General features: G+C 71.0%; 13 protein-coding genes and 1 pseudogene. 2 read left to right on the plus strand and 12 right to left on the minus strand.

The genetic code is table 11. From position 1 onward, the window contains the following. The 10 genes and pseudogenes from I4I78_RS19625 to I4I78_RS19670 form a co-directional block, all read right to left on the minus strand. The coding region (locus tag I4I78_RS19625) for an MCE family protein (protein WP_218612859.1) at positions 1 to 1067 on the minus strand (1067 nt) is incomplete at its 3' end. Then, the gene (locus I4I78_RS19630) at positions 1064 to 2359 is read right to left on the minus strand and encodes an MCE family protein (protein ID WP_308252230.1); all 1296 of its coding nucleotides are present in this window, start codon (positions 2357 to 2359) and stop codon (positions 1064 to 1066) included. The genes I4I78_RS19630 and I4I78_RS19625, both read right to left, overlap by 4 nt. Further along, positions 2356 to 3735, minus strand: coding sequence for an MCE family protein (locus I4I78_RS19635; protein ID WP_218612860.1), 1380 nt, complete (start codon positions 3733 to 3735; stop codon positions 2356 to 2358). The genes I4I78_RS19630 and I4I78_RS19635 overlap by 4 nt, the downstream gene beginning before the upstream one ends. Beyond that, a complete protein-coding gene (locus I4I78_RS19640; protein ID WP_218612861.1) occupies positions 3735 to 4703 on the minus strand; it encodes an MCE family protein in 969 nt (322 codons plus the stop codon). The genes I4I78_RS19635 and I4I78_RS19640 overlap by 1 nt, the downstream gene beginning before the upstream one ends. A 290-nt stretch (positions 4704 to 4993) precedes the next feature. Further along, a pseudogene (locus I4I78_RS19645) lies at positions 4994 to 6010 on the minus strand (MCE family protein); the annotation flags it as partial. After that, positions 6007 to 7449 (minus strand): MCE family protein, encoded by a 1443-nt coding sequence (locus I4I78_RS19650; protein WP_218612863.1) that lies wholly within the window; start codon positions 7447 to 7449, stop codon positions 6007 to 6009. The gene I4I78_RS19650 and the pseudogene I4I78_RS19645, both read right to left, overlap by 4 nt. Beyond that, positions 7446 to 8276 carry an ABC transporter permease gene (locus I4I78_RS19655; protein WP_218612869.1) on the minus strand — a complete coding sequence of 277 codons (831 nt, stop codon included), beginning with the start codon at positions 8274 to 8276 and terminating at the stop codon, positions 7446 to 7448. Before I4I78_RS19655 ends, I4I78_RS19650 begins: the two co-directional genes overlap by 4 nt. 25 nt (positions 8277 to 8301) lie before the next feature. Then, positions 8302 to 9081: an ABC transporter permease gene (locus I4I78_RS19660; RefSeq protein WP_308252232.1), complete on the minus strand. Its 780-nt coding sequence runs from the start codon at positions 9079 to 9081 to the stop codon at positions 8302 to 8304. Continuing rightward, positions 9078 to 10409, minus strand: a complete 1332-nt coding sequence (locus tag I4I78_RS19665) for an ATP-binding cassette domain-containing protein (protein WP_308252233.1) — start codon at positions 10407 to 10409, stop codon at positions 9078 to 9080. Before I4I78_RS19665 ends, I4I78_RS19660 begins: the two co-directional genes overlap by 4 nt. Before the next feature lie 339 nt (positions 10410 to 10748). Then, positions 10749 to 11327, minus strand: a complete 579-nt coding sequence (locus I4I78_RS19670) for a TetR/AcrR family transcriptional regulator (RefSeq protein ID WP_218612864.1) — start codon at positions 11325 to 11327, stop codon at positions 10749 to 10751. Positions 11328 to 11486: 159 nt separating this feature from the next. On the opposite strand from I4I78_RS19670, the gene I4I78_RS19675 reads away from it, so the two are divergent. Next, positions 11487 to 11948 carry an SCP2 sterol-binding domain-containing protein gene (locus I4I78_RS19675; RefSeq protein ID WP_226380034.1) on the plus strand — a complete coding sequence of 154 codons (462 nt, stop codon included), beginning with the start codon at positions 11487 to 11489 and terminating at the stop codon, positions 11946 to 11948. Further along, positions 11945 to 13222: a cytochrome P450 gene (locus I4I78_RS19680; protein ID WP_218612865.1), complete on the plus strand. Its 1278-nt coding sequence runs from the start codon at positions 11945 to 11947 to the stop codon at positions 13220 to 13222. The genes I4I78_RS19675 and I4I78_RS19680 overlap by 4 nt, the downstream gene beginning before the upstream one ends. A gap of 36 nt (positions 13223 to 13258) precedes the next feature. On the opposite strand, the gene I4I78_RS19685 is transcribed toward I4I78_RS19680, so the two are convergent. Together I4I78_RS19685 and I4I78_RS19690 are read right to left on the minus strand one after the other, a co-directional pair. Beyond that, positions 13259 to 14239, minus strand: a complete 981-nt coding sequence (locus tag I4I78_RS19685; protein WP_218612866.1) for a R2-like ligand-binding oxidase — start codon at positions 14237 to 14239, stop codon at positions 13259 to 13261. 43 nt (positions 14240 to 14282) lie between these two features. Then, complete coding sequence (locus tag I4I78_RS19690; RefSeq protein ID WP_218612867.1) at positions 14283 to 15389, minus strand: NDMA-dependent alcohol dehydrogenase; 1107 nt, start codon at positions 15387 to 15389, stop codon at positions 14283 to 14285. Positions 15390 to 15402 lie beyond the last annotated feature (13 nt).

Raw genomic sequence — 15402 nt, forward strand, 5'->3', positions numbered from 1 at the left:
GGGCTTCCGGGTGGCTCGCCGCAGAAGGCCGCCGAGTTCACCGGCACCTCCGAGACGTCCTGCGCACTGCGCCGCGTGGTCGTGTCGTAGCCGCGGGTGCACACCGGCGGGTTGTTGATGTTGAGGGCCAGACCCAGGTGGGCCGTGCCGTCGCCGGGCACCACCTTCGGCGCGATGGCGACCAGACCGGGATAGGTGACCAGGAGCTGTTTGAGCGCCGCCTGGCGCGGCTCGAGCACCTCGGCGACGTCGCGCAGGTTGGCCACCGACTCCCCCAGACCGGGCCCGCTCTCCCGCAGCAGACCGCTGAGCTGGTCTCCCGCCCGGGGCGCGTTCTGGATGACCCGGCGCAGGTCCGGATCGGACTGCTTGAGTTGCTCGGTGACCTGGGCCAGGCTCGCGCTGAACTCCTTGAACTGCGGGGCGATCTCGTTCTGGGTGGTCAGTACCGGGCGGGCGTCCCGGATCAGGGCCGTGGTCTGGGGCAGCGCGTCGATGCCGGCCTGGCTGAACTGGCCCGTGGTGTCGAGCAGCTGCTGCAGCGGCTGTGCGGTGCCGGCGAACCCGTTGCCCAGCTCGTCGACGACCGTGCGCAGCGAGTCCAGCGGGACGGTCCTGACGAAGTCGTCGAGGTTCACGACCAGGTCCTCGACGCCGACCGGGGTCGTCGTCCGGTTCACCGGCACGACCGACCCGGCGGCCAGCGTCGGGCCGCCCTCCGGGCCGGGCAGCAGGTCGACGTACTGCTCGCCGATCGCGGAGAGGTTCCGGACCTCGGCGGAGGTGTCCGACGGGATCGTCGGCGCCGAGTTGTCGATGTCGAGCTGGACGTCCACGCCCTTGTCGGTCAGCGTCAGCGGACCGACCCGGCCGACGCTGACGCCGCGGTAGGTGACGTCGGCGCCGGAGAAGATGCCGCCGGAGTCGGCCAGCTGCACGGTGACCGGGTACGTCGTCGCACCGAAGATCTCGTCCAGCCCGCCGTAGCGGAACCCGGTGTAGCCGACGCCGACGATCGCGACCAGCACCAGCGCGAGGAGCTGGAGCCGTACCGTCCTCGAGATCACGAGCCACCTCCGAGCAGTCCGCCGAGCAGGCCGCCGCCACCGCTGTCACGGCTGGGCGTGGGGGTCGCGGTCGGGCCGGGCGTCGGCGCCGGGGCGCTCGACGCGCCCGGCGCGGCCGGGGCCGGGGCGCCGGGAGCCGGCGCGGGGGCCGGCGGCGCGACGCTGTCCGGGACGCCCGGGACCGGCGCCGGCTGACCGTCCGCGCCGAGCAGCGGCGCGAGCAGCCGCGCGTTCGGCGGCAGCTGCTGGGTCAGCGGGTTGTTCGCCAGCGGGGTCTGGTTGCTGGCCAGGATGTTGTTCAGGATCACGCCCAGATCCAGGTCCGCCGTCACGTACAGGTTGGCGTAGTCACCGGCCACGGCGTCGGTCGCGGCGTCGGTGAACGGGATCGTGAGCAGCAGCTGCAGCGAGTCCGGCAGGTCCTGTCCCGAGTCCGCCAGGTTGCGCAGCACCGGGCGCAGGCTCTCCAGGTCGGCCAGCACGTCCTCGCGGCTGCGGTTGACCACGTCGGTGGCCACGCCGGAGAGCCGGTCCAGTGCGCGGAGCATGTTCACCAGCTGCGTGCGCTGGGACTCCAGCTCGCGCAGGCCGGGGCTGAGGTTCTGCAGTGCGTTCTCGATCGCCGGGCGCCGGGCGACCAGCGTCGCGGAGAGCTGGTTCAGCCCGTCCAGCGCACGGTTGATGTCCTCCTTGCGCGAGTCCAGGGCGCCGACCAGCTGGTTCACGTTGTCCAGCAGCTCACGCACCTGCGGCTCGCGGCCCGACAGCGCCTTGTTCAGCTCCGTCGAGATCGTCTTGATCTGCGCCACGCCGCCACCGTTGAGCAGCATCGACAGCGCGCCGAGGACCTCCTCGACCTCCGCCGCCCGGCCTGCGTTCTGCAGCCCGATCTTCCCGGTCTCGGCCAGCACCCCGGGGGCCGGGCTCGCCGGGGTGGCGAGCTCGACGAACTTCTCCCCCAGCAGCGAGGTGGTCCGCACCTTGGCCTCGGCGTTCGACGGGAGCGTGACGCTGCGGTTGACCAGGACGGTCACCACGGCGTTCCAGCTCTTCGGCTCGACCGTGATGCTCTCCACCGAGCCGACCGGGACGTCCCCGACCCGGACCAGCGACTGCGGGACCAGGTCGACGACGTCCGGGAACTCGATCTGCACCGGGTACGGGTCGTCGCCGAGCGAGGCGCCACCGGGCAGGGGCACCCCGCGAAGGCCGCCGGAGAGCGCACCGCAGCCGGTCGCGCTCACACCGACGACCGTCAGCAGGGCCACCAGACGGGCACAGCGCCGCATCATGATCCGCCTCCGAGGAGTCCGCCGAAGAGACCGCCGCCGGACGGTTCCCGCGTCGGTGACGCGGGTGCCGACGTCGTCGGCGCGGGGGTCGCGGTCGACGGGCCGGGCGCCGGTGCGGGCGCCGGTGCGTTCTGACCCAGCGGGGCCAGCAGCGGCGCCGCCGGGTCGCCCGTCGACGACAGCGGGGTACCGGCCAGCGGGTTCAGCGGGAGCGCCGGGAGCCCGGGCGACGCCGGGAGGCCGCCTTCAGTGCCCTGCGGGGCGAGCGGGTTGGGCAGGACACCGGCTCCGAGGCCCGACAGGACCGTCTGGCAGGCGTTGCCGAGGTTCAGCGGGAGCGGGATCGGGTTACCGTCCCCGTCGAGCTGGGACTGCGCGAACTGGCAGACCAGCGCGGGGATGGGCTGCGAGAGCTCGTTGAAGTTGACCCGGGTGTCGAGCGTCTCCGACGAGCCGTTGTAGATGTTGGCCAGGTTCCCCAGTGCTGCCGGGGCGACGTCGGTGATCTCGGCCAGCGCCTTCTGGTGGTCCACGACCTCCTGGCTCACCGAGGACAGCTTGTCCACGTTCGACTTGAGCGTGGCCCGGTTGTCCTGCACGAAGCCCGCCACGTCGCCGAGGGCGAAGGAGAGCTCGCGCAGCGAGTCGCCGAGCTCGGTGCGCTGCGAGGCGAGGAAGCCGGTGACGTCGGCGAGCTTGCCGTTGAGCTCGCGCACGCCGGGGTCGTTCTCCTTGATCGTGGCCACGAACTTCTGCAGCTCGGTGATGGTGCCGAACAGGTCCTTCGAGGACCCGTTCAGCGTCGCGCCGAGGCCGCCGAGGTTGCGGATGGTGTCGTTGAGGGCGCGGCCGTTGCCGTCGAGGTTCTGCGCGCCGACGTTCAGCGCGTCGGACACCGCTCCGGCCGAGTTGGCGCCCTGCGGGCCCAGCGCCCGGGACAGCTCGGTCGCGGTGCGGGTGAGGTCGTCGACCCCGAGCGGCACCGCGGTGCGCTCGACCGGGACCGGCTCGCCCTGCCACACCGGTCCCCCGGTGTAGGCCGGGGTGAGCTGCACGTACCGGCCGGTGACCAGGCTCGGCGAGACGATCGCCGCCTTGACGTCGGCCGGGAGCTGGACGTCGTCGTCGGAGATGGTCATGTCGACCCGGACCTGGTCGCCCTCGGGGGTGATCGTGTCGATCTGCCCGATCGGCACGCCGAGCATCCGCACGTCGTTGTCCGGGTACAGGGCCGAGGTGTTGGTGAAGTAGGCCGTGATCTGGCGGCCGGACCCGGAGGTCACCAGCCAGACCCCGGCCGCGACGGCGACCGCGACGATCGCGATCAGCGCCGTGAGCTGCAGCTGCCGCCGGTCGGCGGCCCAGGTGGTGGTCATCAGCAGTCACCGCCGATCGGGCCGATGGGGGGCGGGAGCAGGCCGCAGATGTAGTTGTCGAACCAGCGACCGCTGCCGAGGGCGTTGCCGAACACGCGGACGAACACCGCTTCCTTGTCGAGCAGCTCACCCAGGTTGTCCCGGTTGCGCTCGAGCACCGCGAGCACCTTGTCCAGGGTCTCCAGCGTGGGACGCAGCTGCGCCTGGTTGTCGGCGACCAGCCCGCGGAGCTGGATCGACAGCTTCGTCACCCCGTCCAGCAGGGCGGCGATCGCGTCCTTGCGCCGCTGCAGCTCACCGAGCAGCAGGTTGCCGTCGTTGATCAGTTCCACCACGTCGCCGCGCCGGTCGGCCAGCGTCGTGGACAGCTGCCGGGTGCCGGCCAGCAGCGACTTGAGCTGCGCGTCCCGGCTCGAGATCGTCTGGGACAGGCGGGAGAGCCCGTCCAGCGACCCGCGCACCTCGGGTGCGGTGTTGCGGAACGTGTCGGCCAGCGTGGTCAGGCTCGTCGCGAGCTGCCCGGTGTCGAGCTGGTCGATCGTCCCGGACAGCCCGTTGAAGGCCTCCACCACGTCGAACGGGGACTTCGTCCGGTCCTTCGTGATGACCTGGTCCGGGTCCTGCTCACCGTCACCGCGCGGGTCCAGGGCGAGGAACTTCGAGCCGAGCAGGGTGCGGATCTCGATCGAGCCCGTCGTCCGGTTGCCGACCCAGGCGTCGGTCACGGTGAAGGTGACCAGCACGTGGTCGCCCTCGAGCTCGACGCTCTGCACGCGGCCTGCCTCGACGCCGGCCACCGTCACCTGGTCGTCGGCCTGCAGACCGGCCGCCTCGGTGAACTCGGCGTAGTAGGTCGAGCCGCCTCCGAACAGCGCCTTGAAGTTGAACGCCGCCAGGGTGACGGCGAGGATCAGCACGATCCCGATCGTCGCCAGCAGCACCGGGCGCTTCTCGCCGGGCCGGGCCATCAGTTGCCTCCGATCTCGGGCAGCAGCGGCGCGACCGGGTTCTGGCTCGAGTCGGTCTCGCGGCCGGGCTCGGAGGTCGGCAGCGGGGAGGTCGGGAGCGGGGAGCCCACCAGCCCGTCCAGCGACGACGTCGTCGGCTCGGCGGGCGTGGCCTGCCCGTCGGGACCACGGGACCCTGCGGCCCGGCTGTCCGGTGCCGTCCCGGACCCGCCCGGCAGGTCGCCGTTCGCGGCGCTGAGGCCGTCCTGGTCCGGGTCGCTGCCGCACCGGGGCGCATCGTCCTTGGGCAGGTTGAACGGGATCTTCGGGATCGAGAAGCCGGGCAGGCCCGGCACCTCGTTCACCCCGACCTGGCCGCCCACCTGGCACAGGTAGAACTGGAACCAGCCGCCGTAGCTGCCGACCCGTCCGATCTTGTTCAGCTTGTAGGGCGCGAACTGCAGGAACCGCTCCACGGCCGGCTGCCCCTGGTCGAGCTGGGTGGCCAGGTCGCCCAGGTTGCGGATGTCGTCCTTGAGCGGCGGGCGGGCCTCCTGCAGGAAGTCCCCGGTGACGTCGGTGAGCGTCCCGATCGACGCGATCGCGTTGCCGATCGGCTCGCGGTCCTGCGCCAGCCCGGACACCAGCGCCTGCAGCGAGCTGATCAGCTCGTTGAGGCCCTGGTCGTTCTCGTTGACCGTCTGCAGCACCTGGTTCAGGTTCGTGATCACCTGGCCGATCACCTGGTCGCGGTCGGCGATGCTGTTGGTCAGTGACGCCGTGCTGGCCAGCAGGCTCTGCACGGTCCCGCCCTCGCCCTGCAGCACCTGCACGATCTCCATCGAGAGCTTGTTGATCTGCTCCGGGTCCAGCCCCTGGAACAGCGGCTGGAACCCGTTGAACAGCACGGTCAGGTTCAGGGCCGGGCGCGTGCGCTCCAGCGGGATCTGCCCACCGGCGGGCAGGAGGTCCCCGGTCGGGCCGACGCCCTGGTCCAGCGACACGTAGCGCTGGCCGATCAGGTTCCGGTACTTGATGGTGGCGTCCACCGTGGCGGGCAGCTGCTGGCCGGAGTCGACGGTGAAGGTCACCAGGGCAACCCGCTGGTCGACGATCTCGATGTCGGACACGGTGCCGACGACGACGCCGGCGATCCGCACGTCGTCCCCGGCCAGGAGGCCGGTCGCGTCGACGAACTTGGCGGTGTAGTCGACGGTGTCACCGCCGCGCGAGTTCGCGATGGTCAGGCCGAGCACCGTCGTCAGCAGGGCCGTGACGACCGCGAAGACGAGGAACTTGATCAGCGCACCGAGCGGGAGGCGGCTCACGAGAGCTTCACCTCCGCACCGCGCATCATCGGCGCGACCATCATCGTGCTCCAGCCCGGGACCGCCGACGGCGAGTCACCGCGCTGCACGGCCAGGAGCTGGGAGACCACCTGCTGCTCGCCGGGCGAGTTGCCGACGCCCATGTCCGCCTTCGGGTCGTAGGAGCTCGGCGCGATCGTGGGCAGTGACAGGCCACCGGGCAGCTGCGGGAGCACCGGAAGCGGGCCGGCCCCGTTCTGCGCACTCTGGTCCTGGACCATGCCGAACGTGTTCGTGCCGTCGTAGGTGCCGAACGTGTCCACCCCGAAGTCCTCCGGGTTGCCCATCGGCTGCCCCTTCGGCGCCGGCTGGGGCACCGAGCCGTCCCGGAACGGGCCGTCCGGCGCGTACTGGGTGCCGTCCGGGACCGGGATCGGGTAGCACCGCGGGCCGCGGTCGTCGGCGTAGCGGGGCTCGTCCTGGTTCGGCAGGTACTTGCCCTTGTTCGCGACGATCTCGAGCGTGATGTGGATGCCCGGGTCCTCGTTCGGGTGGATCGCGTCGTTGATCTTCGGGATGAGGTCCACCAGCTGGCTGGTCAGGCAGGGGAACTCCGGCGAGTACCGGGCCAGCGTCTCCAGCGTCGGGCGGCTGGACGCGGCCAGACCGATGATGTTGTCGCCGTTGGCGTCGAGGAAGGCCCGCAGGTCGTCCGACGCGGCGGTGACCGAGCGGAAGGTGTCCCGCAGGCCGTCCCGCTGCTCGACCACCGTGCGCAGGGTCGTGGTCAGGTTGTCGGTCGCGTCCAGCAGGTCCGGCGCGGCCTCGGAGAGGTTCTGCGAGAAGTCGGCCAGCTGGCTGATGTCCTCCTGCAGGTCCGGCACCGCCGGGTTCAGGCCCTTGGTCAGCGTGTTCAGCTGCTCGAGGGTCGTGCCCAGCTGGTCACCGCGGCCCTGCAGCGCCGAGGACAGCGAGCCCAGGGTGGTCGCGAGCTGGTCCGGGCGGACCGCCTGCAGCAGCGGAAGCAGGTCGTCGAGCACGCGCTCGACCTCGCGGGCGGACTGGCTGCGGTCCTCCCCGATCACCTCGCCCGCGGCGAGCGCCTGGCCCGACGGAGCAGGCGGCGGAACCAGGGACACGAACTTCTCGCCGAACAGCGTCTTGGGCAGCAGCCGGGCGGTGACGTTCGACGGGATCTGGTCGATCATGTCCGGGTTCATCATCATCTGGACGGTCGCGGTGGGGCCGTTCGAGGCGACCGACTCGATCGAGCCGACGATCAGGCCGCGGACCTTGACGTCGCCCCGCTCCTGCAGCTGCGTGCCGGTCCGGTCGACCTGCAGCGTCACCGGGACACCAGCCTTGAACACCCCGTTGTACTGCGCCACCGACAGGCCGAGCAGGCCGACGATGACCACGACGAACACCAGACCCTGGAGGACCTTCCGCGGCGACCTCATCCCGCGACCCGCACCGAGGTCTCGGTGCCGAACATGACCAGGGTCAGGAAGAAGTCCAGGATCGCGGTGCTCACGATCGAGAGCCGCACCGCGCGGCCGACCGCGATCCCCACGCCGGCCGGCCCGCCCTTGGCCCGGTACCCGTAGTGGCAGTGGATCAGGATGATCACCGCGGAGAAGATGATCACTTTGAGATAGGAGAAGAGGACGTCCTTGACCGGTAGGAACAGGTCGAAGTAGTGGTCGTAGGTGCCGCCGGGTAGCCCGTTGATCAGTGTCACGTTCAGCCGGGAGGCGGCGAAGCTGGCCAGCAGGCCGATCGTGTAGATCGGGACGACCGCGATGATCCCGGCGATCACCCGGGTGGTGACCAGGTAGGGGACGCTGGGCACGGCCATGACCTCGAGCGCGTCGATCTCCTCGGAGATCCGCATCGCGCCGAGCTGGGCGGTGAACCCGGCACCGAGCGTCGCGGTCAGCGCCGAGGCGGCGACCAGCGGGGCGATGTCGCGGGTGTTGAAGTAGGCGGTGATGAAGCCGGTGAAGGCCTCGACACCGAGCGAGTCCAGGGCGCGGAAGCCCTGCAGGCCGACCAGCGACCCGACGAACAGCGACAGCGACGCCATCACGCCCGCGGTGCCGAGGATGACGATCAGTGCGCCGGAGCCGAAGGAGACCTCGGCCAGCAGCCGCGCCACCTCCTTGCCGTAGCGGGTGACCGTGCGCGGGATCCACAGGATCGAGCGGATGTAGAGCGAGAGCTGGTCGCCCAGCTCCTCGAGCTGGTCGAGCGGCGCCTGCAGCCCGCGCCGTACGCGCGCGCCCAGGGGCGAGGACGAGATGGCCACTGGTCTACAGCCCCTTCGGCGGCACGAGCTCGAGGTACAGAGCGGTCAGCACCAGGTTGAGCATGAACACGAGGACGAAGGAGATGACGACGGACTGGTTGACCGCGTCGCCGACCCCCTTGGCGCCGGGCGGGGGGTTGAGCCCGCGGTAGGCCGCGACGATGCCGGCGGTGAGACCGAACAGGAACGCCTTCAGCTCGCTGACGACGATGTCCGAGACCTGCGCGATCGCGGAGAAGCTGGCGATGTAGGCGCCCGGCGTCCCACCCTGGATGATCACGTTGAAGAAGTAGCCGCCGCCGACGCCGACGACCGTGGCGAGGCCGTTGAGCACGACGGCCGTGGTGGCCATGGCCAGCACCCGCGGCACGACGAGGCGTTGGATCGGCGAGATGCCGAGCACCTCCATCGCCGAGATCTCCTCGCGGATCGTGCGCGCGCCGAGATCGGCGCAGACCGCACTGCCGCCCGCACCGGAGATCAGCAGCGCGGTGACGATCGGCGCGGCCTGCTGCACGATCGCGAGCACCGAGCCGGCGCCGGTCTGGGACTGCGCGCCGAACTGCCGGGTGAGCTCACCGAGCAGCAGGGCGATCGTCGCACCGAACGGGATCGTGAACAGCGCCGTCGGCAGTGCCGAGACCTTGGTGACGAACCACGTCTGCTCGATGTACTCGCGCAGCTGGAACGGCGGGCGGAACGCCTGGCGCATGATGTCGGCGCCGAGGCCGAACAGCTTTCCGACCGGGGTCAGCGCCCGGGCGATCGGGCTGGGCGAGGTCACGAGTCCTGACCCCTGCGACCGCCGAAGATCCGGAACGAGTGCCGGCCCCGGCCCTGCTCGGCCTCCGCGGCCGGGGGCGCCGTGGGCTCGCCGTCGTCGGTGACCCGCGGGTGCACGTCGGTGGGCCGCTCGTCCGGGTCCGGCCGGGCGCCGGCCTCGGTCGGGGCCTCGGTCGCGGCCGCCTCGGTCGGGGCCTCCGTCGGGGACGCCTCGGTCGGGACCGCCTCGGTCGGGGCGTCGGACTGCGAGGGCACGACCTGGGTCTGCTCGGACGCCTCCGGGCCGGGCGCGCCACCGGCCACGACGGTCACCTGCTCGCGCTCCCGGCTCTCCGGACCCGCCCACGCGGAGCCGTCACCGCCGTCGCTGTTGGCGTAGGAGCGGCGGATCGCGTCCTGGGCGGGCTGGGGCAGCTCGTGCATCATCGCCTCGACGCGCTCCCGGCGGCGGTGCACGGCCGCCCGGTCGGGCACCCCGGGCGAGGGCTCGATCTGGTCCTTCATCTCCGGCAGGCCGGCCAGCTCGCCGGCCTCGGCCATCTCCTTCTCGGCCTGCGCGGTGTCCTTCTCCTCCGACATCCCGATCGGTCCCTGCCGGCGCCCGTTGAGGAACTGGGCCACCACCGGCTCCTCGGAGGTCAGCAGCACCTCCCGCGGGCCGAACATGGCCAGGTGCTTGCGGTAGAGCATCCCGATGTTGTCCGGCAGCGTCTGCGCGGTGTTGATGTCGTGGGTGACGATCAGGAACGTCGAGTCCGTCTGCGCGTTCAGGTCCACGATGAGCTGGTTCAGGTACGCCGTCCGCACCGGGTCCAGACCCGAGTCCGGCTCGTCGAACAGGATGATCTCCGGGTCCAGCACCAGCGCGCGGGCCAGTCCGGCCCGCTTGCGCATCCCGCCGGAGATCTCCCCGGGCAGCTTGCCCTCGTCGCCGGCCAGGCCGACCAGGTCCATCTTCTCCGCGACGATGTCGCGGATCGCCGACTCCGACTTCTTCGTGTGCTCGCGCAGCGGGAACGCGATGTTGTCGAAGAGGTTCATCGACCCGAACAGCGCGCCGTCCTGGAACAGCACCCCGAACAACTTGCGCAGCTCGTAGAGCCTCGACTCGCCGCAGGTCACCAGGTCGGTGTCGTTGATCATGATCGACCCCTTCTCCGGCTTGAGCAGCCCGATCAGGGTCTTCAGGAACACCGACTTGCCCGTACCCGACGGGCCGAGCAGCACCGAGACCTCACCCGGAGGCAGCGTCAGGGTCACGTCGGACCAGATGTTGGCCCGCCCGAAGGACTTCGAGAGTCCCTCGACCTTCACCTCGACACCGGTCACCCGCCGCCTCCTTGCGCCTGCTCCGAAGTCATCGCACCGCCTGGCCACCGGGCATGTCCGGGCCGGTGGGCCCGCCGACGTCCCCACCGGTGCTGATCCGGTCAACGACCGGGCCGCGCCTCGGTTACTTCCAGGTACGCGAAAGAGCGCGTTCGATACCAAACCATGTGATACGTTATGGTCACGGAACGTCGGAGAGTGACGACACGGAGTAGGCACCACCCGGACGTCATTGGGCCGTACCGACCAGGCGGTTCCGCCGTGCGGACGGTCACGATCTGCTCGCGGGGTCCTCGGGCCCACATCGGCGCACGGAGCGGGACCACCCGATCGGAGGCGTCACGCCGATCCGGGCAGCCCCGCTCCGGAGTGCTGCGCGATCATGGCCTGGTAGTCGTCGAACAGCGCGCGCAGCAGCGCCGGATCGCGGGGCGAGCAGGTCTGCTGGAACCCGGCCAGGATCGAGAGCCCGAGCACCGCGAGCCGCGCCGCGACGTCCCGGTCCGGGACGACTCCGACGATGACCTGCTCCACCGCCATCCGCCGCTGGGCGTCGACGCGCCGCTGCGAGCGTCCGACCTCGGTATCCATCGCCGACCAGGCCCGGATCGCGGCCTCGGAGTCGTGCGGGAGCTCGACGGTCAGCCGCTTGAGCACCTCCATCCGCTCGACCGGGTCGGCCGTGGCCCGCGCCATCTCGACCACCCTGGACGTCTGCTCGGCCTCCCAGTGCTGCAGCAGGGCGCGCACGAAACCGGCCCAGCTGCCGAAGTGGTGGTAGAACGACCCGCTGGTCACACCCAGTGCCCGGCACAGCGGGCCGATCTTCAGGCCGGCCGCCCCGTCCCGCGCGAGGATCGTCATCGCCGCGGCGAAGTACTGCTCGGCAGCGATCTGGCGACCGGATCTCCTGGGCACTGCCCACCACTCTCCCCCGGCTCCCGCGCGATCGGCGCGGAAGGCTCGTTCAGGTCGTCGTACGGCACCCGTCGTGCGGTTCCCGCCCGACCAGTCTGCCCGCCGGGGCCGACCGCGAGGACAGCCGCGCCCTGCGGAGCATTGACAGTAACGTAAGGTATGTTATTTTTCGGACGCAAGCCCGCATCGATCGACGTGGAGGGTGACGTGGCCGGGTTCTCGGACGAGGACGAGCTGTACCGCTACATCGGCGGCATCTTCGAGACCGCGCTGGCGGACCCCGAGCTGGAGCCGAAGCTCCGGGCGACCGGTCTGGTGCTGCGCCAGCAGTGCACCGAACCGGACAGCGCACTGATCATCGACCTGGCAGGCGGGAAGGTCTGGAGGGGCTCCGACCCGGGCGCCCCCGATGCCACGTCCACGATGACGATGTCCACCGAGACCGCCAACGCCTACTGGCAGGGCAAGGTCAACCTCACGTTCGCCATGGCCAAGGGCAAGGTGAAGGTGGACGGCACGATCACCAAGCTGCTCCAGCTCGCCCCGCTCTCGAAGCGCCTGTTCCCGGTCTACGTCGCACGCCTGCAGGCCGACGGGCGCGACGACCTGGTCGTCGCATGACCCCCTCCGCGGAGCGCCCGCACGACCCGATCGACATCTCCAGCTTCGCGTTCTGGGCCCGGCCGCCCGACGAGCGCGAGCGCTCTTTCGCCGAGCTGCGCCGCGACCGTCCGCTGTCCTGGCACCGCCCGGCCGAGACCGAGCTGCTGCCGAACCCCGACGACCCCGGGTTCTGGGCGATCGTCACGCACGCCGACATCGTGGCCGTGAGCCGCGACGCGGAGACGTTCGGATCCGGTCAGGAGTACGGCGGGGTGATGCTCGAGGACGTGCCCGAGGACGTCCTCGAGGCCGCGCACTCGATCCTCGCGATGGACGCCCCGCGGCACAACAGGTCGCGGCGGGTGATCAGCTCGGTGTTCACGCCGAGGCGGGTCCGCCGGATCGAGGAGCAGATCCGCGAGCAGGCCCGGATCATCGTCGACGACCTGCTGGCCGCCCCCGGCGAGACCGACTTCGTCACCGCGGTCTCCGCCCGGCTCCCGATGTGGACGATCTCGCAGATGATCGGCATCCCGGAGGAGCGGCGGCAGGAGGTCGCGGACGCCGCGAACGCGATGGTCGGCTGGAACGACCCGGACTACGTCGGCGACGGCGACCCGATGGGCGTGCTGCTCGACGCCCTGATGACCCTGCACACCGCGTCGTTCGCGCTCTCCGCGGCGCGCCGCGAGGAACCGGCCGACGACCTGATGACGGCGCTGGTGCAGGCCGAGGTCGACGGCGTCGCGCTCACCGACGAGGAGATCGCGGCGTTCTTCGTGCTGCTCTGCGTGGCCGGCAACGACACCACCCGCCAGACCGCCAGCCACGCGGTCCTGGCCCTGGCCCGCAACCCGGAGCAGCGCCGGAGGTTGGTCGAGGACTTCGACGGCCGGATCGCCGGCGCGGTCGAGGAGTTCGTCCGCTGGGCCAGCCCGGTGCTGACCTTCCGGCGTACCGCGCGCCGCGACGGCGAGATCCGCGGCCAGAGGATCGCCGAGGGCGAGAAGGTGGTGCTCTTCTACCACTCCGGCAATCGCGACGAGCAGGCGTTCGACGCCCCGGAAGTCTTCGACATCTCCCGCGACCCGAACCCGCAGATCGGGTTCGGTGGCGGCGGGCCGCACTTCTGCCTGGGCAGCCACCTGGCGCGGATGCAGCTGAACTCGCTGTTCGGCGAGCTGCTCACCCGGGTGCCGGACCTGGCCGTCGGAGAGCCCGAGTACCTGGCCGGCAACTTCATCAACGGCATCAAGCGCCTCCCGGTGACCGTCCCGGCGACGGGCTCGTGACGCCCGGGCCGGCTCCGGGCCACCGGGAGGCCGGGCTCAGCCCGCCGCGGCGGCGACCAGCTCGCGCTGGTCCTCGGCGTGGAACTGCTCCTCGAGCTGCTCGGGCTCGGCGTCGACGTCTATCACGAACAGGTCCGCCCCGCGGGCGGACTCGATCGCGCCGAGCCGCCGTCCGAGCTTGTCCATCGCGTACTCGGCCAGCTCGTTGATGTCGATCGCGAACGGCACCTGGCCCTCCGGGAACCGGTCCACGGTGCCGGTGACGACGCCCATCGCGGGCACCATCAGCTCCTGCATCCGCTCGTCGACGACGTCGTAGAGGCTGTCGTCGGCGGCGACGTGGCGCCGGCAGGTGAACGTGCCCCACGCCATGTGGCGGCGCTCGTCGTCACCGATGTGCTTGATGACCTTCTGCAGCCCGGGCAGGATGCCGCGCTCGGCGCAGATCTTGTGCCAGGCGAAGTAGCCGGTCAGCGCGAGCGTGCCCTCGACGATGTGGTTGTAGGTCACCGAGGCGCGGACCTGGTTGCGCGGCGACGGGTCGTCGCCGAGCGCGTAGAGGCTCTCCGGCAGCGCCTTGGTGAAGATCTCCATGTAGGCGTCGCTGTGCTCGATGTACTCGTGAAGATCGTCGGTCATGCCGATCGCGTCGAACCACAGCCGGAAGGCCTGGGTGTGCTTGGCCTCCTCGAACACGAACTGGGTCAGGTACATCTCGTCGGCGAAGCGGCCCTCGGCGGCCATCGCGGCCACGAACGGCTGCAGGTCCTGGGTCACCGACTCCTCGCCGGCCAGGAACTGGGCGGCGAGCGCGCAGCACTGCCAGCGCTCGTCGTCGGTCATCGCGGCGAAGTCGGCCGCGTCCTGGCTGAAGTCGATGTCGGCCGGGTTCCAGTGCTTCGCGTTGCCCTTGGAGAACAGGCGCAGCGGGAACGAGTCCTGCTTCAGCCCGCCCCCGGACAGGCTCGCGAACCCGTTCCGCTTGCCGTGCTCGATCGTCCGCTTCGTCGCCGTCACGTCCTGGCTCCTTTGCCGTCGGTGGTGGTGCGCGTCGATCTCTCTAGTACCGGATGAGGCCCCGGATGTTGCGCCCGGCGCGCATGTCCTCGTAACCCTCGTTCACCTGTTCGAGGGTGTACTCCTTGGTGATCAGCTCGCGGAGCTTGAGCTGCCCGAGGTTGTGCATCTCCAGCAGCCGCGGCACGTCGTGCTGGGCGGCGGAGCTGCCGAACAGGGCACCGCGGATCTGCTTCTCGTAGAGCGTGAGCTCGAGCAGCGACAGCGACGCCGTGTCCTCCTCGGCGTGCCCGAGCGCGGTGACCACGACCCGTCCGCCCTTACCGACGAGCTGCAGCGCCGGCTGCAGGTCGGTGCCCTCGGCCACGCCGGTGCACAGGATCGCGGCGTCGGCCAGCTGCCCGCGGGTCAGCCCGGACACGACCTCCCACGCCTCGTCGATGCTCGCGGCCGTGTGCGTGGCTCCGAGGGTCAGGGCCTGCTCGCGCTTGAACTCGACGGGGTCGACGGCGACGACGTAGCGGCACCCGGCGACCCGGGCGCCCTGGACCGCGTTCGCGCCGATCCCGCCGACGCCGATCACCACGGCCGAGTCGCCTGCGCGCAGATCCGCGGAGCGCACGGCCGAGCCGAACCCGGTCGTCACCCCGCAGCCGACGAGCGCGGCGAGGTCCAGCGGGAACCCCTCGTCGATCTTCACGACGGACTTCACCGGGACGACGGTGTGCCGGGCGAACGTGCCGAGCAGGCACATCTGGCCGACGTCCTCTCCCCGCGCGTGGAACCGGTAGGTGCCGTCCAGCTGCGGACCCAGGGTGGCCCCGGCGCCGTCGTTGCACAGGTTCGGCCACCCGCGGGCGCAGTACTGGCAGCGCCCGCAGCTGGGCAGGAACGTCATCACGACCGGGTCGCCGACGGCCACCTCGGTCACCCCGGGCCCGATCTCGGTGACCCGCCCGGCGCCCTCGTGGCCGCCGACCATCGGGTACGCGACCGGCAGGTCCCCGGTCACCATGTGCTCGTCGGAGTGGCAGAGACCGGATGCCGTCAGCTCGACGAGAACCTCGCCCGCCCGCGGGCCGTCGAGCTCGACCTCCTCGACCTCCCACTTGCCACCGGGTTCCCAGAGCACCGCCGCGGTCGTCCTCATGGCCCGATCATGA

Origin of the sequence: Pseudonocardia sp. KRD291 (assembly GCF_019263595.1) — a bacterium.
Taxonomy (GTDB): domain Bacteria; phylum Actinomycetota; class Actinomycetes; order Mycobacteriales; family Pseudonocardiaceae; genus Pseudonocardia.